Raw genomic sequence first — 25547 nt, 5'->3', positions numbered from 1 at the left:
AGCGCGGGTGCACCACCCACCCGTACGCCCTCGGCATACGGCCCCGAGCTGACCCGCCGGTGCGAAACGCGGGCGCGCCACCACCCGTACGCCCCCGGACCTCAGGAGCCCGCCCCTCATGGACACCGCACATGCCCCCGCTCCGGCGCACGCCCTCACCCGCCCCGCCTCCGGCCACGTGGACGTCTGGTTCGTCCGCCCGCCTCCGCCCGGAGGGCCGGTCCAGGCGCCCAGCGCCCCCGCCCTCAGCCCCGCCGAGCTCCGGCGCGCGGCTTCCTTCGTGCGCCCGGCGGACCGGGCCGCGTACGCGACCGCGCACACCGCGCTCCGGTGGCTGCTGGGCGGCTACCTCGACCGGCCGCCCGCCGCGCTCACCTTCGTACGGGAGCTCTGTCCCGGCTGCGCGGGCCCGCACGGCCGGCCCGCCGTGGTCCAGGCCGAGGGCGCGCCGCCGCTGCACTTCTCGCTGGCACACAGCCGTGGCCTGGTCGCCGTCGCGATCGCCGCGCGTCCGGTCGGCGTGGACGTGGAGCGGCTGCCGTCGCCGGAGACCGTCGGGGCGTGCGCCCGCGCACTGCACCCCGGGGAGCAGGCGGAGCTGGCGGCGGCGGCGCCCGACGAGCGCCGGGCGCACTTCGGCCGGTTGTGGACCCGTAAGGAGGCGTACCTCAAGGCGCTGGGCACCGGCCTGTCCCGCCACCCGCGCACCGACTACCTGGGATCCGACCTCCGCCGCAGACCCGCCCGCTGGGCGGTGCTCGACCTGCCCGCCGGGCCGGAGCACGCGGCGGCGATCGCGGTGCCCGGCGACCGCCCGGATCACGTCACCCTCCGCCGGCTGCCCGCCCGGTCCCTGTACGGCGACGGCACCCCGGCACCGGACCCCGGCAGCACGATCACCCGAAGCTCACGTTGAGGAGCGTGCACCCATGTCGACCGACGAGACGACCACCGCCCCGACCACGGCCACCCCGACCGCCACCGCTCAGACCGCCACCTCCCACACCGCAACCTCCCAGGCCACCGCCGCCCGTCCGGCAGCGCGCGGCCACTGGACGGCCATGGAACGCCTGGAGGAGCTCGGCCTGATCAAGGAGGAGGTCGAGAAGGGCCCCGACCCGCGGGCCACCGAACGCCAGCACGCCAAGGGCAAGCTCACCGCCCGAGAACGGATCGACCTGCTCCTCGACGAGGGCACGTTCACCGAGGTCGAGCCGTTGCGCAGACACCGCGCCACCGGCTTCGGCCTGGAGGCCAAGCGGCCCTACACGGACGGGGTCATCACCGGCTGGGGCACGGTCCACGGGCGGACCGTCTTCCTGTACGCCCATGACTTCCGGATCTTCGGAGGCGCGCTGGGCGAGGCGCACGCGGCCAAGATCCACAAGATCATGGACATGGCCCTGGCCGCCGGCGCGCCCCTGGTCTCCCTCAACGACGGCGCGGGCGCCCGGATCCAGGAAGGGGTTTCCGCGCTCGCCGGATACGGCGGCATCTTCCTCCGCAACACCAAGGCGTCCGGAGTGATCCCGCAGATATCGGTCATGCTCGGCCCGTGCGCCGGCGGCGCCGCCTACTCGCCGGCGCTGACCGACTTCGTCTTCATGGTCCGCGGGATCTCGCAGATGTTCATCACGGGACCGGACGTCGTCAAGGCGGTCACGGGCGAGGAGATCACGCAGAACGGGCTGGGCGGCGCCGATGTCCACGCGTCCGCGTCGGGCGTGGCGCACGTCGCGTACGACGATGTGCGCGCCTGCATGGAGGACGTCCGCCACCTGCTGTCGCTGCTGCCGTCCAACAACCGGGACCTGCCGCCGGGCGGGCCGGTCACCGATCCGGTGGACCGGTCCACGGACCGGCTGCTGGAGCTGGTGCCCGACGATCCGCAGCGGGTCTACGACATCCGGACCGTGATCGAGGAGATCGTCGACGACGGCGACTCCTTCGAGGTGCATCCGGCCTGGGCCACCAACATCGTCTGCGCGCTGGCCCGGATGGGCGGTGAGGTGGTGGGCATCGTCGCCAACCAGCCGGCCTCATCGGCCGGTGTGCTCGACATCGACGCCTCGGAGAAGGCGGCGCGGTTCGTGCAGTTCTGCGACGCGTTCAACATCCCGCTGGTCACGCTGATCGACGTGCCGGGCTTCCTGCCGGGCGTGGACCAGGAGCACAACGGGATCATCCGGCGGGGCGCGAAGCTGCTCTACGCGTACTGCAACGCCACCGTGCCCCGGATCTCGCTCGTGCTGCGCAAGGCGTACGGCGGCGCGTACATCGTCATGGACTCCCGCTCCATCGGCACCGACCTCGCGCTCGCCTGGCCCTCGAACGAGATCGCCGTCATGGGCGCGGAGGGCGCGGCCAACGTCATCTTCCGCCGCGAGATCAACGCCGCCGACGATCCGGACGCGGTGCGGCAGCAGAAGATCAAGGAGTACCAGGTCGAGCTGATGCACCCGTACTACGCGGCCGAACGCGGCCTCGTCGACGACGTGATCGACCCGCGCCGGACCCGGCGGATCATCATCCGGTCGCTGGCGATGCTGCGGAACAAACACGCCGACCTGCCGTCGCGCAAGCACGGCAACCCGCCGCAGTGAGCGCGGAGCGCGGCGAGTCGGCCGCCACCACGTTCCGGATCGTCCGGGGCCGGCCCACCGCGGCGGACCTCGCCGCGCTGACGGCCGTCCTGCTGAGCCGGCTCGCGACGACAAAACCGTACGGTGCCGAGGCCGCGGGCCCTCCGCGCACGGCCGGCTGGCGCCGCCTGGAACGAGCGGCCCCGCACCGGGACCCGCGCGGCTGGCGGTCGTCGGGAAGCGGACCGGGCTGAGCGGTGGCGTGGCCCGCTCTCCCCTCTCCCTTACCCCCAACAACCTTGCGTGCGAGAGGAGTTCCGATGCTTCAGCCGACGTCCGGCACCGCTGTCCCGGCACCGCGGATCCGGCCGGTCATCCTGCACGCCGGCGGCCTCACCCTGTCCGCCCTGCTCGCCGAGCCGGTGGACGCGGCGCCCCGGGCGGTCATCGTCGCCCTGCACGGCGGCGGCATGCGCGCCGGCTACTTCGACAGCCGGGCCCGCCCCGGCCTCTCGCTCCTCACGCTGGGCGCACAGCTCGGCTACACCGTGCTCGCCGTCGACCGCCCGGGTTACGGACTCTCCGCCGCACGGCTGCCCCGGGGCCTGGCCCTGGAGGACGCGGCCCCGGTGCTGCGGGCGGCGCTGGCGGACTTCTCGACGCGGTACGCGACCGGGGCCGGGCTGTTTCTCGTGGCCCACAGCTACGGAGGCAAGCTGGCCCTGGCGGCCGCCGGCGGAGTGCCAGGAGCCGACGTGTTCGGCTCCGACGCTCCCGGTGCTGACGCGTTCGGTGCTGATGCGTTCGGTTCCGACGCTCTCGGTGCTGACGCGTTCGGTGCGGACGCGTTCGGTGCGGACGCTTTCGGGGGTGTGCTCATCGGCCTGGACATCTCCGGGCTCGGCAGCCGCCTGGCCGTCGCGCCGCACCAACTCCCGGGCCCCGGCGGGCAGGGCGACTGGCGCAAGCACTGGGGCGCTCTGCGCCTCTACCCGCCGGACGCCTTCCGGCTGGGGCAGGCGCTGATCTCGCCGGTCCCGGAGACCGAGGCGGCACAAGGGCCGTCGTGGCCGGAGCGGTATCCGGAGCTGGCGGCACGGGTACGGGTCCCCGTCCGTTTCACGTTCGCCGAGCAGGAGCAGTGGTGGCGGTACGACGAGGAGGCGGTGGCGGACCTGACCCGGCCGCTCCTGTCCGCCCCGGTACGCGTCGACCACCAGCCCGACGCGGGCCACAACATCAGCCTCGGCTGGGCAGCCCGCACGTACCACCTGCGGGTCTGCGGATTCCTGGAGGAGTGCCTCCTCGCGCGCGACGCGGCGGTGCCGCGGCGTCGGCCTGTGGGGGCGGCCGTATGAACACGGGAGGAACCATGCAGCACGCCCTGCTCGACCGAGACCGCGAACTCCTTGTGCTAAGGCCCCCGTTGCCGCCGAACCGGCCGCAGGCGTCCGGCGCCACGGCCCCCGAACCCCCTCCCGCCCGCGCCATCCGCCCCGCCCTCCTGGCCGGCGAGGACCTGGACGCGCCCGACCAGCACATATTCCGGGGAACGGACTGACGGCCACCCCCTCACACCGCCGAGGCGATCCGCACCCGCCGGCTCTCCCCGTCCGACAGGAATCCGGCCAACTCCCCTCCCTCCTGCTCGACTTCCGACCGCTCACTCCGGGAGAGCGGCCGCAGCGGTGCGACGGTCACCGTGCCGTCCTCCGCCGCCACGTCCCAGGTCGCCGAGACCCGGCCGTCGACCAGGACGACCCGGGAACCGGCGACCGACAGGCCCCGGTCGGCGTCGTCGATGATCCGGGTGCGGTCGTCGTAGCCGAGGATTGCGTTGTCGAAGGCGGGCAGGAACCGTACGGGCGCCGGGGTTTCGGGGTCCGGACGCGGCGCGTCGGGAAGGTCCAGCAACTCCCGTCCGCGCTCGTCGCGGAAGGTGACCAGTTCCGGCCGGAGGGCGGCCACCGCGCGCGGCAGCCCGGCCAGGCCGGACCAGGCGCGTACGTCGGCGGTGGCGGCGGGCCCGTACGCGGCGAGGTAACGCCGTACGAGTTCCTGTCCCACCGGATCCGAACCGTCGTCCTCCGCGGGCAGCGGATCGACCTCGCGCCCCAGCCAGGACGAGACCAGCGCGTTGCGCACGCCCGCCTTCGTCCGCCACACCCCGCGCGGTGGCAGCTGCACCATCGGCAGCACGCCGGCGACGAGCATCTCGCCGAGCGGCCGCGTGCCCGGCTCCGGCCACCGGTCGGCGACCGCGCGGGCCAGCTCGGCCATGGAGCGCGGTTCGCCGTCGGCCAGCACCGCCCGCCCGGCCGCCGCGAGTTCGCCGAGGTCGACCCCGGCGAGCTCGCGGCGGTAGACGCCGAGCACGCGCTGCCGCAGCATGGCGTTGTGGCGGGACCGCCAGGCGAGGACGTCCTCGGCGGTGACGAGGTGCACGGTGCGGCGCATGAGGTGTGTGCGTACGACCTGTCGATCGATCAACAACTGTGAAAGATCGCCCGGTTGGAACGAACGCAGCCGCGACCAGAGTCCGGTGAACGGCTCCTGCGGTTCCTGTGCCTGCAACCCGCAGAGATGAGCGACGGCGTCGCGGGCCGGCAGGTCCGTCCGGTCGAGCAGCAACTGCCGTGCCAGCGTTGCCCGGTTGAGCGCACGGGTGCCGAGCACCGGTGCCTGCGCACGGCTCACGTCGCCGTGTGCCCGTCGATCGCCTCACGCAGGATGTCCGCGTGCCCGGCGTGCTGGGTGGTCTCGGCGATGACGTGGATCAGGACGCGGCGGGCGCTGCGTACGGCTCCGGGTTCGTTCCACGGCACGTCGGGCAGCGGGTGCGTGACGGAGAGGTCGGGGAGGCCGGCGACGAGCTTCTCGGTGCGGGCGGCGACCTCCTCGTACCGCGCGAGAATGCCGGCCAGCGTCTCGCCGGGCAGCACCTGGAAGTCGGCCTGACGATCGATGGCCCACTGCGGATAGGTGTGGGCGGTCCCGGCGGCGAAGTCCTCCCAGGTCACGCCCTCGGGCAGGTCGAAGGACATGGCGGAGGGGCCGTCGACCACGAAGTTCAGCCAGCCCTCCTCGGTCGAGGTGACGTGCTTGATCAGCCCGCCGAGGCAGAGTGCGCTGACGGTCGGCCGCTCGGCGACCTGCTCGTCGCTGAGCCCGTCCACGGTACGGATCAGAGCGCCGCGCGCCTCGGCCAGCTCGGCGATGAGGTCGGCGCGCTCGCCGTCGAGTGCGGGGGAGGAGGTCATGGTCATCGGACCTTTCGCTTCGTATCGCTTCGTGCGCGTGATCCCGTTCTCGGGCACGGATTCACCATCCCAGGAGAAGAGGACAGGTTGTGTCCGCTACTCCGGACATCATGGATCTCATGCAGAAAACCTCAGCGCGGCTGCTGTCGCTGCTCTCCCTGCTCCAGACGCGCCGGGACTGGCCGGGAGCGCTGCTGGCCGAGCGGCTGGACGTCACTCCGCGTACCGTACGCCGCGATGTGGACCGGCTCCGGGAGCTCGGCTACCCGGTCGCGGCGATGAAGGGCCCGGACGGCGGCTACCGCCTCGACGCCGGTACGGAGCTGCCGCCGCTCCTCTTCGACGACGAGCAGGCCGTGGCCTTGGCGGTGGCCCTCCAGATCGCGACCGCGTCCGGCGCGGGCATCGAGGAGGCGGCGGCCCGCGCGCTGAACACGGTCCGCCAGGTCCTGCCCGCCCGGCTCCGCCACCGCGTCGACACCCTTCAGGTCACCGCCGTGGACCGCCCGACGGCCCACCCGGAACCGCAGGTGGACGGCGGTGTGCTGATGGCGCTGGGGGCGGCGGTGCACGCGCGGGAGGTGCTGCGCTTCGACTACAGCCCGGTGTCGAGGCCTAGCCCGGTGCCGGGGCCGGGGCCGGTGTCGGTGTCGGGGCTGAGCGTCGCGACCGGGCCGCTGCCGAGCCCGGGTCCGGGTCCGGCGGCCGGACCTCCGCCGAGCCCCGGTCCGGGTCCGACGGCCGGACCTCCGCCGAGCTCGGGTCCGGCGACGGATCCGCCCCCTCTGCCTCCGCCCCGCCGTGTGGAGCCGCACCACCTCGTCACCTGGGGCCGGCGCTGGTACCTCGTGGCCTGGGACCTCGAACGCGCCGACTGGCGGACGTTCCGCGCCGACCGGATCGTCCCGCGCACGCCCACCGGCCCGCGCTTCACACCGCGTGAGCTGCCCGGCGGGAGCGTGGCGGCCTTCATCACCGCCCGGTTCCGCGGCTCGGCCGCCGCCACCGAGGACGGCGTCGGCGGATGGCCCTGCCGAGGCGAGGTGATCCTCGCCCTCCCCGCCGCCGAAGTCGTCCGCCACGCCCGTGAGGGGATCGTCGAGGAACTCGGCCCGGACCGCTGCCGCCTCGTCCTCGGCTCCTGGTCGTGGCCCGGCCTGGCCACCGCGATCGGCAGGTTCGACGCCGATATCGAGGTGATCGGCCCACCCGAACTCCGCTCAGCCTTCGCTCAGTTGGCGACCCGGTACGCGTCGGCGGCAGGGCTGCCGACCCGTGACGGGTGACGTCTCAGCCGGCCGGCTCCCCGGCCAACTCCCCGAGCAGCGCCCAGGTACGGCGCCGATCCGCCTCCCCGGCGACCTCCGTCCCGGCGAAGACCACCTCGGTGGCTCCGGCGTCCCGGTAGCGCCGGACCTCCGCGGCGACCGTCTTCTCGTCGCCGATGACCGCGACATCGGACGCCTGCCTGCCGCCGGAGAGCTCGATGACCCGTGCGTAGGACGGGATCTTCTCGTAGAACGCCAGCTGCTCGGTGACCTGTTCGCGTACGGAGTCGACGTCGTCGGTCACGACGCCGTTCACCAGCGCGACGATCCGCGGTGCGGGCCGCCCGGCCGCCTCGGCCGCCGCGGTGACGGCCGGGACGATGTGTTCGGCCAGGGCGCGGGGCCCGGCGAGGTAGGGCAGGATCCCGTCGGCCAGCTCGCCGCTGACCCGGAGCGCCTGGGGCCCCATCGCGGCGACGAGCAGCGGCACTCCGGCCTCGGCGCCCGGGACGCGCGCGGGGATCGGGGTGGTGGCGGTGAGCAGCTCGCCGTGGAAGTCGGCGGTGCCGGTCTCGGTCAACTGCCTTAGGGCGGTGAGGAATTCCCGCAGCCGGGCGATGGGCCGCTCGAAGGGGATCCCGAAGCCGCCCTCGACGAGGTGCCGGGCACCGAGGGCGAGCCCGAGGTGGTAGCGGCCGTGGGTGGCGGCCTGCGCGGTCTGGGCCTGGCTGGACACGAGGAGGGGGTGGCGGCCGAAGATGGGGATGGCGGAGGTCCCCACCTGGAGTCCGGGCACCTCCCGCCCGACGATCCCGGCGAGCGCGGGCGAGTCCACGCCGAACCGCTGCCCGAACCACGCCGACCGCAGCCCGGCGGCCGCCGCCTCGCGGGCGAGCGCCACGGTGGCGTCGATCTCGTTGTCGGCGTCGAGCGCGTTGAGTGCTACTCCGATACTCATAGGAATGCCAACGGGCCACACACGTAAGGGAATTCCGTACGCGTGTGAAGGCTGTTTGTCATTCGTATGAACGGAACGACGGCACCACCGCAGTCACGCCCCCTACGGGTGCAAGCTCACCGGCCCCGCACCACCCCTTACGGGTACGGATCCACCGCCCCCCGCCCCGACGGGTACGAGTTCAGCCGCGTCGCCCCAGCAGCTCGACGACCCGGTGGCCCCCCTCCGTCCCATGGTCGAGCCCGATGGCCTGCTGGGCGAGGTTACGGCGGCGCGCATGACGCCGGCGTCGATGCCGTCGATGCCGTGGGGCTCGGAGGTGTGGATGGCGTGGGCCATGGTGGACGCCGTGGAGGTGAGCGGGTCCGAGGGATGTGGTCCAGGAACAGCGCGAGGCTCGTGGAGGACCGCTGGAGTGCCTCGATCCGACGCCGCACCTCCGGGCCGCCTCCCCTCCTGCGGGCCACGACCCGCTCCACGTCCGTCAGCGGCACCCCCGCACCCGTGGCGCGCGACACTTTTGCAAGCACGCGCTTGCAATAGTTAGCGCGGGTGTTGCAGTATCGAGTCATGGCATCACTCAACGTCGGCAATCTCGGTGAGTACCTCCGGGAGCAGCGCAATGCCGCGCAGCTCTCGTTGCGGCAGCTCGCCGATGCCGCCGGGGTGTCGAACCCCTACCTCAGCCAGATCGAGCGCGGCCTGCGCAAGCCCAGTGCGGACGTGCTGCAGCAGGTCGCCAAGGCGCTGCGGATCTCGGCCGAGACCCTCTACGTACGGGCGGGAATCCTCGACGAGCGGGAGCGGGAGGAGCTGGAGACGCGAGCGGTGATTCTGGCCGACCCGTCGATCAACGAGCGGCAGAAGAACGTCCTGCTGCAGATCTACGACTCCTTCCGCCGCGAGAACGGGTTCGTACCCGAAGAGGAAGGGACGCCCGGGCCGGACGAGGCGCTCAAGGCCGATGCCAGAAAAGACGACAACCCTCACAGCTAGTAGCAGCTGGTTCTGATGATCCGGGAGGACCACAGTCATGGCCATCACCGATGACCTGCGCAAGACCCTCACCGACCGCACCCCCCTCTACTTCGCCGCCGGTACGGCCGACCTCGCCGTGCAGCAGGCGCTCAAGGTTCCGGCGCTGATCGAGCAGCTGCGGGCCGAGGCGCCCGAGCGGTTCGAGGCGGTACGCAACACCGACCCCAAGGTCGTGCAGGAGAAGGTGACCGCGCAGGCCAAGGAGGCCCAGGCCACCGTGCAGGCGAAGGTCACCGAGGTGTTCGGGGCGCTCGACGCCGCCGACCTGAAGAAGCTGGGCGAGAACGCTCAGGATCTGGCCCTGCGCAGTGTCGGCATCGCCGCCGAGTACGCGGTGCGCGCTCGTGAGACGTACGAGAAGGTCGCCGTCCACGGTGAGCAGGCCGTGCGGACCTGGCGGGGCGAGACGGCCGACGAGATCGTCGAGATCGCCGCCATCGTGGAGGCCGAGCCGAAGCCCGCGGCCAAGAGCGCGCCCAAGCCCGCCGCCACGACCAAGAGCACGCCCAAGCCGGCCCCGGTGAAGCCCGCCGTCGTGAAGCCCGCGCCCGGCGCCGAGGCCAAGGCCGCGCCCGCCAAGAAGGCGCCCGCTCCGCGCAAGCCCGCCGCCAAGAAGACCACGCCGCCCGCCGGCAAGTGACCCGGCGGCTCCGTCCCGTACGGAGGAAGCGTGACCGGGGTCTCGACGGCGGGTACGTACGAAGAGTGACCGGGGCGCCGGGCGGGCACCTTTACCGGTGGCCGGTTCGTTGTCCCGGTACCTTGGCCTTCTCGGCCGCAGGGCGCTCATCCACTCACTAGGCGGTTCACACCATGTTGCTCTCAGGATTCGGCACCCTCCTCCAGCTGCTCTACCTGGGCATGCTGGTGCTGGCCGTGGTCGCCTTCGTCTTCGCGGCGACCGCCCGGGAGGACGCCTACCGGGCCGCCGACAAGAAGAAGAAGTCCTTCTGGCTGATCATCCTCGGCGTCGCCGTCGCCGTGAACCTGCTCATCCCGTTCCTCTTCCTCCAGCTCGCGGGCGTGGTCGCGTCGATCGTGTTCATGGTCGACGTACGGCCCGCGCTCAAGGAGGTCTCGGGCGGTGGCGGCGGTGGCCGGCGGGGCGGTTCCAGCAGTGACGGTCCCTACGGGCCGTACAACGGCGGGCGCTGAGCGCCCGCCGCAGCGGCGGAAGAAGCAGCGGCAGGAGGTACGGGGCCGGAGCGCGAGGCGCTCGGGCCCCGTCGCCGTATCCGCTCCGGGTCGCGGCCCAGCAGCAGCACCGCCACGTCGTCCGTCAGCTCGCCGCCGTTCAGCGCGCGCACCTCGGCGACCGCGGCCTCCAGCAGGTCCTCGCCCGTCAGCCCCTGCTCCAGCCGGCTGTTGACCATCGCGACCATGCCGTCCTGGCCGAGCCGCTGCCGGGAGCCCGCTCCGACGCGGCCCTCGATCAGCCCGTCCGTGTACATCATCAGGCTCCACTCCCCGCCCAGCTCCACCTGGCGGCGCGGCCACCGGGCGCGCGGCAGCAGCCCGAGCGCCGGGCCGCCGTCCTCGTACGGGAGCAGCCGCGCCGGCCGGCCGTGGCGGGCCAGCAGCGGTGCCGGGTGGCCGGCCAGACAGAGCCCGGCGCGGCGGCCGTCGGGCGCGATGTCGACGGTGCAGAGCGTCGCGAAGATCTCCTCGCTCTGCCGCTCGTGTTCCAGCACCTGCTGGAGCGTGGAGAGCAGCTGGTCCCCGCAGAGCCCGGCCAGCGTCAGCGCGCGCCAGGCGATCCGCAGCTCGACGCCGAGCGCCGCCTCGTCCGGGCCGTGGCCGCAGACGTCGCCGATCATCGCGTGGACCGTGCCGTCCGGCGTGCGCACGGTGTCGTAGAAGTCGCCGCCGAGGAGTGCGCGGCTGCGGCCGGGCCGGTAGCGGGCGGCGAAGCTCAGGTCGGAGCCCTCCAGGAGCGGGGTCGGCAGGAGGCCGCGTTCCAGGCGGGCGTTCTCCTGGGCGCGCAGCCCGGACTCCGTCAGCTGGTGCTGCGCGATGTCGGCGCGCTTCCGCTCGACGGCGTACCGGATGGCGCGGCTCAGCACCCGCGCGTCCAGTTCGCCGCGGAAGAGGTAGTCCTGCGCCCCGACCCGTACCGCCTCGGCCGCCAGCTCCGTGTCGTCCTGCGCGGTCAGCACGAGGACCGCGTGGAGCGGGGCGATCCGCAGGACATGGGTGAGGACCGCCAGCTCGTCGGCCCGGCCGGGCGCGGGTTCGGGCCGGTGATCGGGGGCGGCGGTGGTCGCTGTGGTCGTTGTGGTGGTGGCCGGTACGGGCAGTGCGAGGTCCAGCAGGATGCAGTCGACGTCGTCGGTCAGCAGCCGGCCGGCCTCGGTGAGGTTGCGGGCGGTACGGATACGGACCCGGGTGCCGGCCGCCGCCGAGAGCTCCGGTCCCGTGATGCCGCCCGCCGGGTCGTCCTCGATCACCAGGACGGTGAGGGCGGCTCCGTGGTCGGCGCCATGGCTGGTCTCCGCAGCGGGAACGTGACGTTGCTGCGGTACGGGTACGGGCATCGGTTCGGGTCCTCCCCTCCCCCCGAGGGCGCGGCGGGACGCCGATCGACGAACCGCCAGTCGGGGACGATAGCGGTCCCCGGCGGGGGAACGGAATGGCGCACGGGGACCGGCCCCTGTCATATGCGCCGTCATAAGCCGCTTCCCGGCACGGATCCGGCGGGATGGGGCGCGAGAGGGGCGCGGGAGAGGCCATGACAAACATCACCCGCGCACGCCCGCGCCGGTGTCCGTGACGTGGCGCCGCTCACGTAGGCCCTGGGGGGCCTGTCGTCCTAACGGTCCGGCCGGACCACGCCCAGGATCTTCATCGAGCCCGCACCCGCCAGCGTGACGTGGCGGCCGGGGCGCGGGGAGTGGACGATCGCGCCGTCGCCGACGTACATCCCGACGTGGCTGGCGTCGGCGTGGTAGATGATCAGGTCGCCGGGGCGCATGTCCTGGATGTCGATGCGCGGCAGCAGCCGCCACTGCTCCTGCGAGGTGCGCGGGATCGGCCGGCCCGCCGCGGCCCAGGCCTGCGAGGTCAGCCCCGAGCAGTCGTACGAGCCCGGGCCCGTGGCCCCCCATACGTACGGCTTGCCTATCTGCGCGGTCGCGAAGGCCACCGCCGCCTCGCCGGCCGCGGTCGTCGCGCCGCTGACCGCGACGTTCGGCGCGGGACGGGTGGCGAGCCAGGCCGACTGGGCCCTGTTCGCGGCGTCCTGCTCCAGCTGGCGGAGCCGGGCCCGCTCCTCCTTCTCCAGTTGCGATTCGAGCTTCTCCGCCGCGGCTATCTGCGCGTTGATCTTCTTCTTGGCCTTGGCCTGCCGGACCCGGTTCGTCTCCAGCTTCTGCCAGTTGGTGCTGGCGTCCTGGGTGTACGTCTCCAGATCCTCCTGGGTCCGGTTCAGCTCGGCCAGGACCGTCTTGGCCGCCTGCTGGCTGGTGCGGACCTTGTTGACGCCGTCCAGGAAGAGCTGCGGGTCGTCGCTGAGGACCAGCTGCGCGCCGGGCGGCAGGCCGCCCGTGCGGTACTGCTCGCGCGCCTGGGCGCCGGCACGGTCCTTCAGCTCGGCTATCCGGGCCTGGCCGTCGACGATGGCCTTGGCCAGCTTCACGATCTCGCCGGACTGCTTCTCGGCCTGCTCCTCGGCCAGGTTGTACGCGTCCGTCGCCGCTCCGGCCTTCCGGTAGAGCGTCTCGATCTGCTCGCGGATCTTCTCCAGATCCTGCTCGGAGGAGCCGGGCGCGGTGGGCGTCGCGGGCGCCGAGGCGGAAGGAGACGGCGACGAGTCCGGCGTCGGTGCGGCCATCGCCTGGACCGGAACGGTCAGCAGGCCCAGCGCGCAGACCAGCGTGATGGCCGCGGCGGCGCAGTGGCGTCGGTTCACAAGCTCCCCCAGCAAGAAACACAAGCAAGAAATACCAAGCACGAACACAAAGGCAAGACGACAAAGCAAGGCGGAAGCGACAGAAGCCGGATAGCTTGCATCTGACTTACCATCAGTAACATCCAGGCGACGTCGCGATCGTGCCATGTCGTCCCGTAAAGCAACAGAGGCAGTCGCCGTCCGGCGACAGCTGCGGCCGGTGTCCCGCGCCTCTTGATCCCCACCTTCAGGACGAACAACAAGCAGACGCCGTTCCCGTCGTTCCCCGGAAGAGCATACTTTCGCCCGATCGGGTGACCTTTCAGTGGTCGGTCCCGGGCCGCAACGCGTCCCATCCGACCGTCACCTCGCCCTGTCGCCAGCGCCGTACGCCGTCCGTCACCGGCCAGTCCGCCGACAGCGCCCGCACCGCCGCGATCCAGCGCTGCCGGGCGCCGAGCGACGCGTACGGCGAGGCCGCAGCCCAGGCCCGGTCGAAGTCGCGCAGGAACGCGTGGACCGGCTCGCCCGGCACGTTCCGGTGGATCAGCGCCTTCGGCAGCCGCTCGGCGAGGTCGGACGGGCGCTCCAGCGAACCGAGCCGGGTCGCGAAGGTCACCGTCCGCGGCCCCTCCGGTCCCAGCGCCACCCACACGTGCCGGCGCCCGATCTCGTCGCAGGTCCCCTCCACCAGCAGCCCGTCCGGTGTGAGCCGGGAGCGGAGCCGCGCCCAGACCTCGGCGACCTGGTCCTCCTCGTACTGGCGCAGCACGTTCGCCGCCCGGATGAGCGTGGGCCGCACCGCCAGCGGGACCTCGAAGCCGCCGTGGACGAAGGTGAGCCCGTCCCGTTCGTACGGCTTCGCCGCCGCGACCCGCTCCGGGTCGATCTCGACGCCCGCCACGGCGGTGCGGGGCTCGGCGGTACGCAGCCGGGCCAGCAGCTCGACGGCGGTCCAGGGCGCGGCCCCGTACCCGAGATCGACGGCCACCGGGGTCTCCGCGCGGCGCAGGGCCGGACCGTGCGCGGCGGCGATCCAACGGTCCATCCGGCGCAGCCGGTTCGGGTTGGTGGTCCCGCGGGTGGCGGTGCCGATGGGGCGCTGGCGCATGCGGCGAGGGTATGCGACGGGGTGGCGGCGGGTACCCGCAGGCTGAAGCGGCCGGTGCCGACCCGGCGGAGGCGGCCGGTGTCGACCGGGGGCGGACGCGGCCTGGGGCTGGGGCGGACGCGGCCCGCCCCAGCCCCAGCCCCAGCCCCGCCCCCGCCTCCGTAATGATTTGGCAAAGCGGGAAATGAAAGGCGGCATTCCGCTGTTCTCGCCCTTCGGAGGGCCCCGCGCCCCTCCGTGGCATGCCCTGAGACCCTGAGAAGGGCCGGAGTAGTGAGGAGGACCGACGACGTGAGCCAGTACGTTTCCCGGCTCGGGTCCACCCGGACCGGCTCCCGCATCAGGTTTCCCGGCAGCTTCCCCGGCTCCTCCCGCAAGCCGCGCCGCATCGCGATGCTCTCCGTCCACACCTCACCGCTGCACCAGCCCGGCACGGGCGACGCGGGCGGGATGAACGTGTACATCGTCGAGCTGGCCAAGCGCCTGGCCGCGATCGACATCGAGGTCGAGATCTTCACCCGGGCCACCACCGGCTCGCTGCCGCCCGAGGTCGAGCTGGCGCCGGGCGTCCTGGTCCGGCACGTCGACGCCGGGCCGTACGAGGGGCTCGCCAAGGAGGACCTGCCCGCCCAGCTCTGCGCCTTCACGCACGGCGTGATGCAGGCGTGGGCCGGCCAGCGCCCCGGCTACTACGACTTGGTCCACTCGCACTACTGGCTCTCCGGCCAGGTCGGCTGGCTCGCCGCCCAGCGCTGGGGCGTCCCGCTCGTGCACGCCATGCACACCATGGCCAAGGTCAAGAACGCCGCGCTCGCCCACGGCGACACCCCCGAACCGGCCGCCCGCGTCATCGGCGAGACCCAGATCGTCCACGCCTCCGACCGGCTGATCGCCAACACCGCCGAGGAGGCCGACGACCTGGTCCGCTTCTACGACGCCGACCCGTCCGCCGTCGCCGTCGTGCACCCGGGCGTCAACCTGGACCGCTTCCGCACGGCCGACGGACGCGCCGCCGCCCGGGCCCGGCTCGGTCTGCCGCAGGACGCGCTGATCCCGCTCTTCGCCGGCCGCATCCAGCCGCTGAAGGCCCCGGACGTGCTGCTGCGCGCGGTCGCCGTGCTGCTGGACCGGGACCCGTCCCTGCGCTCGCGGATCGTGGTGCCGGTGGTCGGCGGGCCGAGCGGCAGCGGTCTCGCCAAGCCGGAGGGGCTGCAGAAGCTGGCCGCGCGGCTCGGCATCGCCGATGTCGTACGGTTCCATCCGCCGGTGGGCCAGGACCGTCTCGCGGACTGGTTCCGGGCCGCGTCGGTGCTGGTCATGCCGTCGTACAGCGAGTCCTTCGGCCTGGTCGCCATCGAGGCCCAGGCGGCCGGTACGCCGGTGGTCGCGGCGGCGGTGGGCGGGCTGCCGGTGGCGGTACGGGACGGGGTCAGCGGCTTTCTGATACCGGGCCACGACCCGGAGGCGTACGCCCGCGCACTGACGCGGTTCGCGGACGCGCCGGATCTCGTGGAGCGGATGGGAGCGGCGGCCGCGGCGCACGCGCAGTCCTTCGGCTGGGACACGGCGGCCTCGGCCACGGCCGACGTGTACACAGCGGCGGTGGCCGACCACCGCCGCCGGGCGCGTACCCACCACGGCTGAGCCGCTCCTGCCCGCCACCCCGGGCTGACGTACGCTCGCGGCATGGCTGACGTACCCGAGGAAACAGCAGCGGCCCAGGTCATCGAGGCGACGCTGAACGACGCCGAGCTGGTCTGGGAGAGCCCCTCACCGGGCACGTACGTGGTGACCCTGCCCGGCACCCGCAAGCTCTCGACGACCTGTTCGCTCATCGTCGGCAAGCACTCCCTCTCCCTCAACGCCTTCGTCATCCGCCACCCGGACGAGAACGAGGCCGGAGTGCACCGCTGGCTCCTGGAGCGCAACCTCCGCCTCTTCGGAGTGGGTTACGCGATCGATCCGCTCGGCGACATCTACCTGGCCGGCCGGCTGCCGCTCTCCGTGGTCACGCCGGAGGAGCTGGACCGGCTGCTCGGCGTGGTCCTGGACGCGGCCGACGACTCGTTCAACACCCTTCTCGAACTCGGCTTCGCCAGCTCGATCCGCAAGGAGCACGCATGGCGCGTCTCACGAGGGGAGTCGACGCGCAACCTCGACGCGTTCAGCCACCTGATCGAGCGTTCGCCGCGCGACTGACGGCGTCCAGCGCGGCGACGAGGTGCGGCGCCACCAACCGCCTTGTCTCCTCCGCCGCTTCGGGTCCGACGTCTCGCGGCACGGTCTCGACGAGCATGATGAGGTTGAGGTAACTCCGGTACAGGGCAAGCCGAAGCCGCACGGAATCGCTGAACTCCACGGCCAGCCCGCTCCCTTCGGCGTACCCGGCGAGGAACTCCCGGTCCTCCTCCAGCTCTCCGAAGAGCGCGAGCGAGACGAAGTCGGCCACCGGATCACCCCAGAACATCCGCTCCCCGTCGATGATCCCGCCGACCGCCCGCGCCCCCGGCTCCCCGGTGACCAGCAGGTTTCCCTGCCACAGGTCGAAGTGGACGAGCGCGGGCCGGGTGACGTCGCCCAGGACCGGGGCGGCCTGCGCCAGCACCGTACGGATGTGGTCGACGGGGTACGGGAGCGGGGCCCGGTACGTCACGGCGTCGGCGAGCACGGCCTCGGTCATCGCGGTGAAGGCGGTACGCCAGGCGGCGGCGGGCGGCCCGAACGGCGCGGCGGGATAGCCGAAGCCGCCGGATCCGGTGATGGCGTGCAACCGCCCTACCAGGCAGCCGAGTTCGGTACGCAGCCGGGCCTCGTCGCCCGCGTCCTCGCTCGCGTCCAGCTCGTGCCAGGGGCGGCCGGGGCAGGCGGTCATGACGAGGTACGCGCCGGTCGGAGCCGTCGGATCCGGCTCGCTGCGGACGACGCGGGGGATCACGGGGCCGCGGATGCCGGCCTGCGCGGCGGCGGTGTAGAAGGTGGCCTCGTTGACGAGGAGGTTCCGCTCGTACCGCAGGCCGCCGGAGTGCGGCGGAGGCGTCTTCACCACCCAGTCACGGCCGTCGGTGAGCGTGACGCGGGTGACGGTGTTGTACGTGCCGCCGGTGAGGGGCGTGGCGGAGGCGAGGTCGCGGTCGCCGACGCCGAGGGACCGGAGTATGCGGGGGAGCGGCTGGTCGGACATGAGGGTGACGCCCTTTCCGGCTGCGGTGCGGCGGGTGGGTTGTGCGGCGGTGCCGCACAGTGCGTTCACAGGATGATCACAGCCGAATCACGATCACGGGAGAGGCCCGTCGGCCGGATCATCGCTCACAGGTTCGATCGTAAAGTGTGGATCACCGCGACGGTCCGTCCCGGGCGGCGTCGAAGTGCCGTACGGACGAAGGGCGGTTGCTCCCCGACCCCCGACCCGGAGATGAAGAACCATGCGCGCCACCGCCGTACGCCGTACCGCCCTCGCCGCCTGTGCGGTCTCGCTGACCCTGCTGGCCACGGCCTGCGGCGACTCGTCCGACGCCGACACCGGCACGGGCGGCGGGAAGAACGACAAGGGCGCCGCCACGAGCGGGAGCGGCTCGGCCCCGAAGGACTCCGGGACCCAGGCGCTCAGCGCCGCCGAGCTGGAGGCCGCGTCGCTGAAGCAGGGCGACGTCCAGGGCCACAGGATCGCCGAGGCGGGCCCGGACGACGAGGTCCCGGCGGACCGGCTGAAGGCCGACAAGGCGGCCTGCCTGCCGGTCGTCCACGCCATGTACGGCGCGGCGGAGGCCGGTTCGCAGGCCACCAGCAAGCGCAAGGTGATCACGGACCCGAAGCCGGGCGCCAAGAAGTCGCTGGAGGACATGACGGGCGGCGAGGCCGAGGGCGCCCTGAAGGCGGCCTTCGACCTGACGTCCACCCTGGTCGCGTTGAACGCGTACGACGGTACGGCGGGTCAGGACACGTTCGCCGCGCTGAAGGAGGCCGCGGCGGAGTGCGCGGGCGGCTTCACCGCGACGGTCGCGGGCGCCCCGCAGAAGATCGTCTCGATCACCGAGGAGAAGGTCACCGGCGGCGACGAGGCGGCGGCCTGGACGCTCATCCAGGACGACGATGGCGCGAAGGCGCCGTTCAAGCTGGTGGCGCTCCGCAAGGAGGGCACCGTGGCGACGCTCCTCTCCTTCAACCTGGCGGCGGGCAGCGACGGCGGCGCGAAGTTCACCGTGCCGACGGAGGTCGTGGCGGCGCAGGCGAAGAAGCTCGGCTGATCCCCCCTCTGCGCCTCCTCTGCCCCGGCGCCCTGGTGTCAGGGCAGAGGAACGAGCCGTACGACGGTGACGGTCAGCACGGACCGGGAGACGTAGTAGAGGACGATGGCCCCGGAGACGGTCGCCTCGCGCCGGTCGCGCTCGCTCTTGACGGCGGAGGAGGCGTGCCCGTACGGCTCCCTGCCCAGGGTGCGGGCCATCTCGTCCCGGAAGGACTGCCCGTCGCGCATCTTGGCCAGGGTGTCATCGGCGGGCGGGGCGTAGGAGATGCGGAAGCTCAAGCGACGCTCCGCCTCTCGGCCTCGTCCTGCGCCAGCCGGTCCAGGATCTTCTCGGCCTCGGGATCGGGAACGGCCTCCAGCATCCAGTGCCGCATGACGGCCGAGATCTCGTGGACGCCTGCCTCGTTGATGGCGAGGTCGAACTCCTCGCGTCTCTCCTCGGGCAGGGCCGCCCGGATGTCCGGGATGCTGTTGGGCACCTCGACCTCGGTACCCCCGACGAAGGTCTTCAGAGACTCGCCCATGATCGCTCTCCCCGATCTCCTTGCCGTTGACCGCTACCTGTTGGAGTCACCGTAGTGCGTGCGGCCGGGAGTTCGGCCTCCGGGCGCACGACCGGTCCTGTCCGGCGCGCACCGGGTTCGACGCGATGGGTACGCCCACCGGCGGCGGGCCCGCCCACTAGGGTGAGCCCACCGACGGGCAGAGGGGGGCAGATGGGTCCGGAGCGCAAGGGGCCGGCCAGCGTCGTATCCGAACGCGGCTGGCGGGGGCGGCTGGTACCCGTCCCGCCACAGGGCGGGGAACCGGCCTTCCTCACGATCAGGGCCGGGGGGCCGTTCAGCTGGTTCAGCGTCACCGGAGTGATCGACACCCCCGAACTCAGCTCCCAGGACGCCGCGATCGGGCTCTCCACCCACGGGTCGAAGAGCCTGCCGTTCATCGTCCCCGCCGAGTTCACCCATGTCCTGGTGAAGCGGAGCGGCTCAGGCTCCTCGGGCCTGGCCCGCTGGTATCTGGACACGCTGCCGCAGAACCGGATCGGCACCCTCGCCTCCACCGGGGAGACCCGGGGCACGGGGCCCGCGCTCCTGCGCTGGGAGGGACCGCGCCGCGCTTTCGCCTTCACCCTGAACGGGCCCGAGAACTGGTCCTGGATCCATGTCACGGACCGGCGGGGGAGGCCCGCGGCGGCGGAGCGGGAGGGCGATCTGCGCGGGCGCATCACCCTGTCGGCCCCCGGCCACGTCATGGTCCGCTCGGACGGACCCTGGAGCCTGCGTTCGCTCTGACACCGGGAGGGGCCGGGAGGCGCCGGTCGCCGGCTCCCCCTCCCGAGCGGAGGGGCGGACGTCGACGCCCCGGCCGGCCGCCGGGGTGGCCAGGACGTCGCGGCCGGCTCCGGCCGACGGCGAACGGCCGGGGACGACGAAGAGCCCCTGCCCGCCGGGTGGACCGGCGGGCAGGGGCTCGGAACGCGCTTCGGCTACTTCTTCTTGCCCTGGTTCTTCACGGCCTCGATGGCCGCCTTCGCCGCGTCCGGGTCCAGGTACGTGCCGCCCGGCTTCAACGGCTTGAAGTCGGCGTCCAGTTCGTACGAGAGCGGGATGCCCGTCGGGATGTTGAGGCCCGAGATGTCCTCGTCCGAGATGCCGTCCAGGTGCTTCACCAGACCGCGGAGGCTGTTGCCGTGCGCGGCGACCAGGACCGTGCGGCCGGTCAGGAGGTCGGGGACGATGCTGTCGAACCAGTACGGGAGCATCCGGACCACGACGTCCTTCAGGCACTCCGTGTCCGGGCGCAGCTCCGGCGGGAGGTCCGCGTAGCGCGCGTCGTCGAACTGGCTGTACTCGTCGTCGCGGGCCAGCGGCGGCGGCGGGGTGTCGTACGAGCGGCGCCAGAGCATGAACTGCTCCTCGCCGAACTCCGCCAGCGTCTGGGCCTTGTCCTTGCCCTGGAGTGCGCCGTAGTGGCGCTCGTTCAGGCGCCAGGAGCGGCGGACCGGGATCCAGAGGCGGTCGGCGGACTCCAGGGCCAGCTGCGCGGTGCGGATCGCGCGGCGCTGGAGGGAGGTGTGCAGGACGTCGGGGAGCAGACCGGCGTCCTTGAGCAGCTCACCGCCGCGGACTGCTTCCTTCTCACCCTTCTCGGTGAGGTTGACGTCCACCCAACCGGTGAACAGGTTCTTCGCGTTCCATTCGCTCTCGCCGTGGCGGAGGAGGATCAGCTTGTACGGTGCGTCGGCCATGAGCCCGAGCGTAATCGAACCCGCGCGCCCTCCGCGCGCCCGCCCGCGTGGCGGACAGGCCGCCCGCGCGGGTGACGGGCGCCGTTGACGATTGACGGCGGGCGTCAATCCGGTGGCGGGTGAGCCGCCGGAGTTCGTAACGTTCGGATGGCCGTCGGGAGCCTTACCCGAGGCGACCGTTCCGTACGTCCCGTGGGGGGAACCGCATGTCCGTCGCCGGTCTCAGAACAGCCGCCCGCGAGACCGTCTCCGGCCTGCCCCGCGCGTTCTGGTGGCTCTGGCTCAGCACGCTCGTCAACCGGCTCGGCGGCTTCGTCGCCACCTTCATGGCCCTGTACCTGACCCTGGACCGGGGCTACTCCGCCTCGTACGCCGGTCTCGTCGCCGCGCTCCACGGCCTCGGCGGGGTCATCTCCTCGCTCGGCGCCGGCGTGATGACCGACCGGCTCGGGCGGCGGCCCACCATGCTGATCGCGCAGCTGTCGATGGCCGGGTCCGTGGCGCTGCTCGGGTTCATGGAGCACCCGGTCGCCATCGCCGCCGTCGCGTTCCTCGTCGGCATGGCGAGCAGCGCCTCGCGCCCCGCCGTCCAGGCGATGATGGCCGACATCGTGCCGCCGAAGGACCGTGTACGGGCCTTTTCGCTCAACTACTGGGCCATCAACCTCGGGTTCGCCATCTCCTCCGCCGGGGCCGGGTTCATCGCCGAGTACAGCTATCTCGCCGGCTTCCTCGGCGAAGCCCTGATGATGCTCGCCTGCGCCGTCGTCGTCTTCCTGAAGGTGCCGGAGTCGCGGCCGGCGCAGGCCGCCCCGGTGAAGACGGCCGGCGGCAAGCGGGCCAAGGACGAGGTGCGGATCATCACCGTCCTGCGTGACGGGCGCTTCATGGGGACCGTGGGGCTGTCGTTCCTGGTGTCACTGATCTTCCAGCAGGGGTACGTGGGGCTGCCGGTGGCGATGGGGGCCGACGGGCTCTCCAGCTCCGACTTCGGCACCGCGATCGCCGTCAACGGCGTGCTGATCGTGGCCCTCCAGATCCCCGTCACCCGCTTCATCCAGCACCGCGACCCGCGCCGGCTGCTGATCCTCTCCTCGCTGCTCGCCGGGTACGGCTTCGGGCTGACCGCCTTCGCCGGGTCCGTCGCCGTGTACGCGCTGACGGTCTGCGTCTGGACCCTCGCCGAGATCGTCAACGCGCCCACCCAGACGGGCCTCGTCGTCCAGCTGTCGCCGGCGCAGGGCCGGGGCCGCTACCAGGGCATGTACACGATGTCCTGGTCGGTGGCGGCCCTCGTCGCGCCCCTGATGTCCGGCTTCGTGATCGACCACTACGGCGCCGCCTGGCTCTGGGGCGCCTGCGCGGTGATCGGTACGGTCGCCGGCCTCGGCTACTGGCTGCTGATGCGCAACCTGCCCCGCGAGGAGCCCCTCGCCGGTGAGCCGGAGATCGAGCCCGCCCCCGTACCCGCCCAGGCCCGGCCGGACCAGGCCGAGCCCGACCCGGCGGCCGCGGTGGAGCGCGCGGGCTGACCTCCGTACGGAGAGGGAGACGGGAGGCGGCGCCGGCGCCCGCCCGGCGCGATCCACCGGGCGGGCGCCGGGCGCGAGGACGCGCGGGCGCGCCGCGTCAGCCCGAGCAGCCGCCGCACTGGCACGGAGCACCGGACTGGCAGCCGCACCCGCAGCCCGAGCCGCAGCCGCAGGCGCCGAGCACGGTCAGGTGCACCACTTCGGTCGGGGTCTCCAGCTGGGGTTCGGTCGTGGGGGATTCGGCCATGGTCCCTCCTCAGGGCGTACGGCTGGGCGGCCGACGCCGCTGCGCCGCCGCCGGGGACGAGACGGCATGGCCCGTACGTACCGTGCACGGCCATGGCGCCGTCCCCGCCCCATTGCATGCCCATCCCGCCCGGCGCATCAACGGCGCACACATGCAAGAACGCATGTGCGACTCGCGTGCGCCGGGAGCGCGCGAACCTCTGGACCGTGTCCGGAGAGGCCGTGTCCGGCGCGGCGGCGTCCGGCGCGCGGCGTCCGGAGAGGTTACGAGCCCTCCACCGGCGTCGCCGCCTGGATCTCGTCCGCGTGCTCACCCGTCACCAGGTAGACGACGCGCTTGGCCACCGACACCGCGTGGTCGGCGAACCGCTCGTAGTAGCGGCCCAGCAGCGTCACGTCGACGGCCGTCTCGATGCCGTGCTTCCAGCGGTCGTCCATCAGGTGCTGGAAGAGCGTGCGGTGCAGCAGGTCCATCTCGTCGTCGTCCTGCTCCAGCTGGAGCGCCAGATCGACGTCCTTGGTGATGATGACCTCGGCCGCCTTGGCCATCAGCCGCTGGGCGAGCTGGCCCATCTCCAGGATCGTGGCGTGCAGGTCGTGCGGGACCGCCGACTGCGGGAAGCGCAGCCGCGCCAGCTTCGCCACGTGCTGGGCGAGGTCGCCGGAGCGCTCCAGGTCGGCGCTCATCCGCAGCGAGGTCACCACGATCCGCAGATCGGTCGCCACCGGCTGCTGACGGGCGAGGAGGGCGATCGCACGCGCCTCCAGGTCGTGCTGGAGGTCGTCGACCTTCTGGTCGCCGGCGATCACGCTCTCCGCGAGCTTCAGGTCGGCGTCGAGCATGGACGTGGTCGCCCGGCCGATCGCCGAACCGACCAGCCGGGCCATCTCGACCAGGCCTTCTCCGATCGAGTCGAGTTCCTCGTGGTAAGCGTCGCGCATGGGAAGTCCCTCTCCAGTTCCAACTGAGGCCGGGGTCTCGGACCGACCCCCACGGTGCCACGGTGGGGCCGCAACGCGTCCGGATCCGGCCCCCTAAGTGAACCGGCTCCTACCCCTCGGTGAACTCTGGGCGACGAGTGTTCGAGATGGCACTCGGACGGCTGGGAGAGTGTCGGCGCACCCGCATAACCTTGAAGCATGGACGTGAACGCGGCGGTCGCCGCAGCTGCAGCGATCGCCGGGCTGTTGACCGGCGTGATCGCCATGCTGGCGTTCCGCTGGAGCGAGCGCGACCTGAAACGGCCCACGCGTACGTCGCTGCGGCCGGACGGCAACGCCGCCCTGCCGCCCGGGGTGGACACCGTCCTCTCCGTGCTCAGCTCCTCCGCCGTCGTGCTCGACGAGAGCGACAGCGTGGTCAAGGCCAGCTCCGCCGCGTATGCGCTGGGCCTGGTCAGAGGCGGCCGGCTGGCCGTCGAGCCGATGCTCAACATGGCCAGGGACACCCGCCGGGACGGCGAGATACGGCAGGGCGAGCTGGACCTGCCCCGGCGCGGCACCGGCCGCGGGGACACCCTCGCGGTCTCCGCCCGGGTCGCCCCGCTGGGCTCGCGGCTGGTGCTGCTGCTGGTCGAGGACCTCACAGAGGCCCGCCGGATCGAAGCGGTCCGGCGCGACTTCGTCGCCAACGTCAGCCATGAGCTCAAGACCCCCACGGGAGCGCTCTCGCTGCTCTCCGAGGCGGTCATGGACGCCTCCGACGACCCGGAGGCGGTCGAGCGGTTCGCCGGACGGATGCAGATCGAGGCGACCCGGCTCACCAACCTCGTACAGGAGCTCATCGACCTCTCCCGGGTGCAGAACGACGATCCTCTGGAGGACGCCGAGCCGGTCAAGGTGGAGGTGCTCGTCGCCGAGGCGATCGACCGCTGCCGCCAGCAGGCCGGCTCCAAGCAGATCACCATGGCCTCCGGCGGCACCGAAGGCCTCACGGTCTGGGGCAACCGGGGCCAGCTCGTCGGCGCCCTCGGCAACCTCGTCGAGAACGCCGTCAACTACAGTCCCGCCCGCACCCGGGTCGGAATCGCGGCCCGCCGCACCGCCGGACCGGGTGGGGAGCTGATCGAGATCGCCGTGACCGACCAGGGCATCGGCATCTCCGAGAAGGACCGCGAACGGGTCTTCGAACGGTTCTACCGCGTCGACCCCGCCCGCTCACGGGCCACCGGTGGCACCGGTCTCGGCCTCGCCATCGTCAAACACGTGGCCGCCTCGCACGGCGGGGAGGTCACCGTCTGGAGCTCCGAGGGACAGGGCTCCACCTTCACCCTCCGGCTGCCCGAATCGGGCGCCGTGAGGGAGCGCACCACCGGCGGACTCCTTATCGTCAACGACGTCAACGGCGTCGGCGACGCCGACGAGAAGGACAAGCCCCCGTTCGAGACCGACTCCTTTGACCCCTTCCCTGCCCCGGAGGCTCTTCCGTGACCCGAGTGCTTGTCGTCGAGGATGAGGAATCCTTCAGCGACGCCCTGTCCTACATGCTGCGCAAGGAGGGTTTCGAGGTCGCGATCGCCGCGACCGGCCCCGACGGCCTGGACGAGTTCGAGCGCAACGGCGCCGATCTGGTCCTGCTCGACCTGATGCTGCCCGGCCTGCCCGGCACCGAGGTGTGCCGCCAGCTCCGCAGCCGCTCCAACGTTCCGGTGATCATGGTCACCGCCAAGGACAGCGAGATCGACAAGGTCGTCGGCCTCGAAATAGGAGCCGACGACTACGTCACCAAGCCGTTCTCCTCGCGCGAGCTCGTCGCCCGCATCCGCGCCGTCCTGCGCCGCCGCGGCGAGCCGGAGGAGGTCACTCCGGCCGCCCTGGAGGCCGGCCCGGTCCGGATGGACGTGGACCGGCACGTGGTCACCGTCTCCGGCGGCAAGGTCGACCTCCCGCTCAAGGAGTTCGACCTCCTGGAGATGCTCCTGCGCAACGCGGGCCGCGTGCTGACCCGGATGCAGCTCATCGACCGGGTCTGGGGCGCGGACTACGTCGGCGACACCAAGACCCTCGACGTCCACGTCAAGCGCCTGCGCGCCAAGATCGAGCCCGACCCAGGCGCGCCGCGCTACCTCGTCACGGTGCGCGGCCTGGGGTACAAGTTCGAGCCGTAGACCGCGCGGCGACTGACACGTGAAGGGGCGCTTCCCGGCCGGGAAGCGCCCCTTCACGTGTCTCC

The 25547-nt window shown here is 72.5% G+C and carries 28 protein-coding genes; 16 read left to right on the top strand and 12 right to left on the bottom strand.

Going from position 1 to position 25547, the window contains the following annotated elements:
- The first annotated feature begins 118 nt into the window (after positions 1–118).
- The 5 genes from ACIRR8_RS30695 (at position 119) to ACIRR8_RS30675 (ending at position 4143) form a co-directional block, all read left to right on the top strand.
- Complete coding sequence (locus ACIRR8_RS30695) at positions 119–916, top strand: 4'-phosphopantetheinyl transferase family protein (protein WP_404070960.1); 798 nt, start codon at positions 119–121, stop codon at positions 914–916.
- 145 nt (positions 917–1061) lie between these two features.
- Complete coding sequence (locus ACIRR8_RS30690; RefSeq protein WP_404071000.1) at positions 1062–2603, top strand: acyl-CoA carboxylase subunit beta; 1542 nt, start codon at positions 1062–1064, stop codon at positions 2601–2603.
- Positions 2600–2836, top strand: coding sequence for an acyl-CoA carboxylase epsilon subunit (locus ACIRR8_RS30685; RefSeq protein ID WP_404070958.1), 237 nt, complete (start codon positions 2600–2602; stop codon positions 2834–2836). The genes ACIRR8_RS30690 and ACIRR8_RS30685 overlap by 4 nt, the downstream gene beginning before the upstream one ends.
- A gap of 66 nt (positions 2837–2902) precedes the next feature.
- A complete protein-coding gene (locus ACIRR8_RS30680) occupies positions 2903–3940 on the top strand; it encodes an alpha/beta hydrolase (protein ID WP_404070956.1) in 1038 nt (345 codons plus the stop codon).
- A complete protein-coding gene (locus ACIRR8_RS30675; RefSeq protein ID WP_404070954.1) occupies positions 3937–4143 on the top strand; it encodes a hypothetical protein in 207 nt (68 codons plus the stop codon). The genes ACIRR8_RS30680 and ACIRR8_RS30675 overlap by 4 nt, the downstream gene beginning before the upstream one ends.
- An 11-nt stretch (positions 4144–4154) precedes the next feature.
- On the opposite strand, the gene ACIRR8_RS30670 is transcribed toward ACIRR8_RS30675, so the two are convergent.
- The gene (locus ACIRR8_RS30670) at positions 4155–5279 is read right to left on the bottom strand and encodes a winged helix DNA-binding domain-containing protein (protein WP_404070952.1); all 1125 of its coding nucleotides are present in this window, start codon (positions 5277–5279) and stop codon (positions 4155–4157) included.
- Positions 5276–5848 carry a DinB family protein gene (locus ACIRR8_RS30665; RefSeq protein ID WP_404070950.1) on the bottom strand — a complete coding sequence of 191 codons (573 nt, stop codon included), beginning with the start codon at positions 5846–5848 and terminating at the stop codon, positions 5276–5278. The genes ACIRR8_RS30670 and ACIRR8_RS30665 overlap by 4 nt, the downstream gene beginning before the upstream one ends.
- A 113-nt stretch (positions 5849–5961) precedes the next feature.
- Here ACIRR8_RS30665 and ACIRR8_RS30660 point away from each other — a divergent pair, with 113 nt between their 5' ends.
- Entirely contained in the window at positions 5962–7128 is a 1167-nt protein-coding gene (locus ACIRR8_RS30660; RefSeq protein ID WP_404070948.1) for a helix-turn-helix transcriptional regulator, read from the top strand.
- 4 nt (positions 7129–7132) lie between these two features.
- Here the strand turns inward: ACIRR8_RS30660 and ACIRR8_RS30655 are convergent, their stop codons facing one another.
- The gene (locus ACIRR8_RS30655) at positions 7133–8068 is read right to left on the bottom strand and encodes an LLM class F420-dependent oxidoreductase (RefSeq protein ID WP_404070946.1); all 936 of its coding nucleotides are present in this window, start codon (positions 8066–8068) and stop codon (positions 7133–7135) included.
- 570 nt (positions 8069–8638) lie between these two features.
- Between ACIRR8_RS30655 and ACIRR8_RS30650 the strand changes: the two genes are divergently transcribed.
- The 3 genes from ACIRR8_RS30650 (at position 8639) to ACIRR8_RS30640 (ending at position 10261) form a co-directional block, all read left to right on the top strand.
- Positions 8639–9064 carry a helix-turn-helix domain-containing protein gene (locus tag ACIRR8_RS30650; protein WP_404070944.1) on the top strand — a complete coding sequence of 142 codons (426 nt, stop codon included), beginning with the start codon at positions 8639–8641 and terminating at the stop codon, positions 9062–9064.
- Positions 9065–9101: 37 nt separating this feature from the next.
- Entirely contained in the window at positions 9102–9746 is a 645-nt protein-coding gene (locus ACIRR8_RS30645) for a hypothetical protein (RefSeq protein WP_404070943.1), read from the top strand.
- A gap of 173 nt (positions 9747–9919) precedes the next feature.
- The gene (locus ACIRR8_RS30640; RefSeq protein ID WP_356831154.1) at positions 9920–10261 is read left to right on the top strand and encodes a DUF2516 family protein; all 342 of its coding nucleotides are present in this window, start codon (positions 9920–9922) and stop codon (positions 10259–10261) included.
- Here the strand turns inward: ACIRR8_RS30640 and ACIRR8_RS30635 are convergent.
- The 3 genes from ACIRR8_RS30635 to ACIRR8_RS30625 form a co-directional block, all read right to left on the bottom strand.
- The gene (locus tag ACIRR8_RS30635) at positions 10234–11640 is read right to left on the bottom strand and encodes a PP2C family protein-serine/threonine phosphatase (RefSeq protein ID WP_404070941.1); all 1407 of its coding nucleotides are present in this window, start codon (positions 11638–11640) and stop codon (positions 10234–10236) included. The genes ACIRR8_RS30640 and ACIRR8_RS30635 overlap by 28 nt on opposite strands.
- A gap of 275 nt (positions 11641–11915) precedes the next feature.
- Positions 11916–13013, bottom strand: a complete 1098-nt coding sequence (locus ACIRR8_RS30630) for an NlpC/P60 family protein (RefSeq protein ID WP_404070939.1) — start codon at positions 13011–13013, stop codon at positions 11916–11918.
- A 301-nt stretch (positions 13014–13314) separates the two neighbouring features.
- The gene (locus tag ACIRR8_RS30625) at positions 13315–14103 is read right to left on the bottom strand and encodes a class I SAM-dependent methyltransferase (protein ID WP_404070937.1); all 789 of its coding nucleotides are present in this window, start codon (positions 14101–14103) and stop codon (positions 13315–13317) included.
- A gap of 291 nt (positions 14104–14394) precedes the next feature.
- Here ACIRR8_RS30625 and mshA point away from each other — a divergent pair, with 291 nt between their 5' ends.
- Both mshA and ACIRR8_RS30615 read left to right on the top strand, forming a co-directional pair.
- Entirely contained in the window at positions 14395–15747 is a 1353-nt protein-coding gene (mshA, locus tag ACIRR8_RS30620) for a D-inositol-3-phosphate glycosyltransferase (RefSeq protein ID WP_404070935.1), read from the top strand.
- Between the two features lie 42 nt (positions 15748–15789).
- Complete coding sequence (locus ACIRR8_RS30615) at positions 15790–16302, top strand: YbjN domain-containing protein (RefSeq protein ID WP_404070933.1); 513 nt, start codon at positions 15790–15792, stop codon at positions 16300–16302.
- Here the strand turns inward: ACIRR8_RS30615 and ACIRR8_RS30610 are convergent.
- On the bottom strand, positions 16268–17284 hold the full coding sequence (locus ACIRR8_RS30610; protein ID WP_404070998.1) for a phosphotransferase family protein: 1017 nt from the start codon (positions 17282–17284) through the stop codon (positions 16268–16270). The two genes, ACIRR8_RS30615 and ACIRR8_RS30610, sit on opposite strands and share 35 nt — an antisense overlap.
- A 241-nt stretch (positions 17285–17525) precedes the next feature.
- Here ACIRR8_RS30610 and ACIRR8_RS30605 point away from each other — a divergent pair, with 241 nt between their 5' ends.
- Positions 17526–18347, top strand: a complete 822-nt coding sequence (locus ACIRR8_RS30605; RefSeq protein ID WP_404070931.1) for a hypothetical protein — start codon at positions 17526–17528, stop codon at positions 18345–18347.
- 38 nt (positions 18348–18385) lie between these two features.
- Here the strand turns inward: ACIRR8_RS30605 and ACIRR8_RS30600 are convergent, their stop codons facing one another.
- Together ACIRR8_RS30600 and ACIRR8_RS30595 are read right to left on the bottom strand one after the other, a co-directional pair.
- Positions 18386–18628 (bottom strand): hypothetical protein, encoded by a 243-nt coding sequence (locus ACIRR8_RS30600; RefSeq protein WP_018511077.1) that lies wholly within the window; start codon positions 18626–18628, stop codon positions 18386–18388.
- Positions 18625–18873 carry a hypothetical protein gene (locus tag ACIRR8_RS30595; RefSeq protein ID WP_356755694.1) on the bottom strand — a complete coding sequence of 83 codons (249 nt, stop codon included), beginning with the start codon at positions 18871–18873 and terminating at the stop codon, positions 18625–18627. The genes ACIRR8_RS30600 and ACIRR8_RS30595 overlap by 4 nt, the downstream gene beginning before the upstream one ends.
- 339 nt (positions 18874–19212) lie before the next feature.
- Here ACIRR8_RS30595 and ACIRR8_RS30590 point away from each other — a divergent pair, with 339 nt between their 5' ends.
- Positions 19213–19641 carry a hypothetical protein gene (locus ACIRR8_RS30590; RefSeq protein ID WP_404070929.1) on the top strand — a complete coding sequence of 143 codons (429 nt, stop codon included), beginning with the start codon at positions 19213–19215 and terminating at the stop codon, positions 19639–19641.
- A gap of 194 nt (positions 19642–19835) precedes the next feature.
- On the opposite strand, the gene ACIRR8_RS30585 is transcribed toward ACIRR8_RS30590, so the two are convergent.
- Positions 19836–20597: a phosphoglyceromutase gene (locus tag ACIRR8_RS30585; protein ID WP_030566751.1), complete on the bottom strand. Its 762-nt coding sequence runs from the start codon at positions 20595–20597 to the stop codon at positions 19836–19838.
- 206 nt (positions 20598–20803) lie between these two features.
- Here ACIRR8_RS30585 and ACIRR8_RS30580 point away from each other — a divergent pair, with 206 nt between their 5' ends.
- Positions 20804–22129, top strand: coding sequence for an MDR family MFS transporter (locus ACIRR8_RS30580; RefSeq protein WP_404070926.1), 1326 nt, complete (start codon positions 20804–20806; stop codon positions 22127–22129).
- 97 nt (positions 22130–22226) lie between these two features.
- Here ACIRR8_RS30580 and ACIRR8_RS30575 read toward each other — a convergent pair whose 3' ends face one another.
- Positions 22227–22376, bottom strand: coding sequence for a hypothetical protein (locus tag ACIRR8_RS30575; protein WP_176727548.1), 150 nt, complete (start codon positions 22374–22376; stop codon positions 22227–22229).
- 263 nt (positions 22377–22639) lie between these two features.
- Positions 22640–23317 (bottom strand): phosphate signaling complex protein PhoU, encoded by a 678-nt coding sequence (phoU, locus tag ACIRR8_RS30570; RefSeq protein ID WP_404070924.1) that lies wholly within the window; start codon positions 23315–23317, stop codon positions 22640–22642.
- A gap of 198 nt (positions 23318–23515) precedes the next feature.
- On the opposite strand from phoU, the gene ACIRR8_RS30565 reads away from it, so the two are divergent.
- Together ACIRR8_RS30565 and ACIRR8_RS30560 are read left to right on the top strand one after the other, a co-directional pair.
- Complete coding sequence (locus ACIRR8_RS30565) at positions 23516–24805, top strand: sensor histidine kinase (protein ID WP_404070922.1); 1290 nt, start codon at positions 23516–23518, stop codon at positions 24803–24805.
- Positions 24802–25482 (top strand): response regulator transcription factor, encoded by a 681-nt coding sequence (locus ACIRR8_RS30560; protein WP_003968183.1) that lies wholly within the window; start codon positions 24802–24804, stop codon positions 25480–25482. The genes ACIRR8_RS30565 and ACIRR8_RS30560 overlap by 4 nt, the downstream gene beginning before the upstream one ends.
- The last annotated feature ends 65 nt before the right edge of the window (positions 25483–25547 follow it).

Source organism: Streptomyces sp. NPDC101178 (assembly GCF_044767965.1).
Taxonomy (GTDB): Bacteria; Actinomycetota; Actinomycetes; order Streptomycetales; family Streptomycetaceae; genus Streptomyces.
Note: the sequence above shows the minus strand (reverse complement) of the source record. Positions and strands in the feature narration are given on the sequence as shown.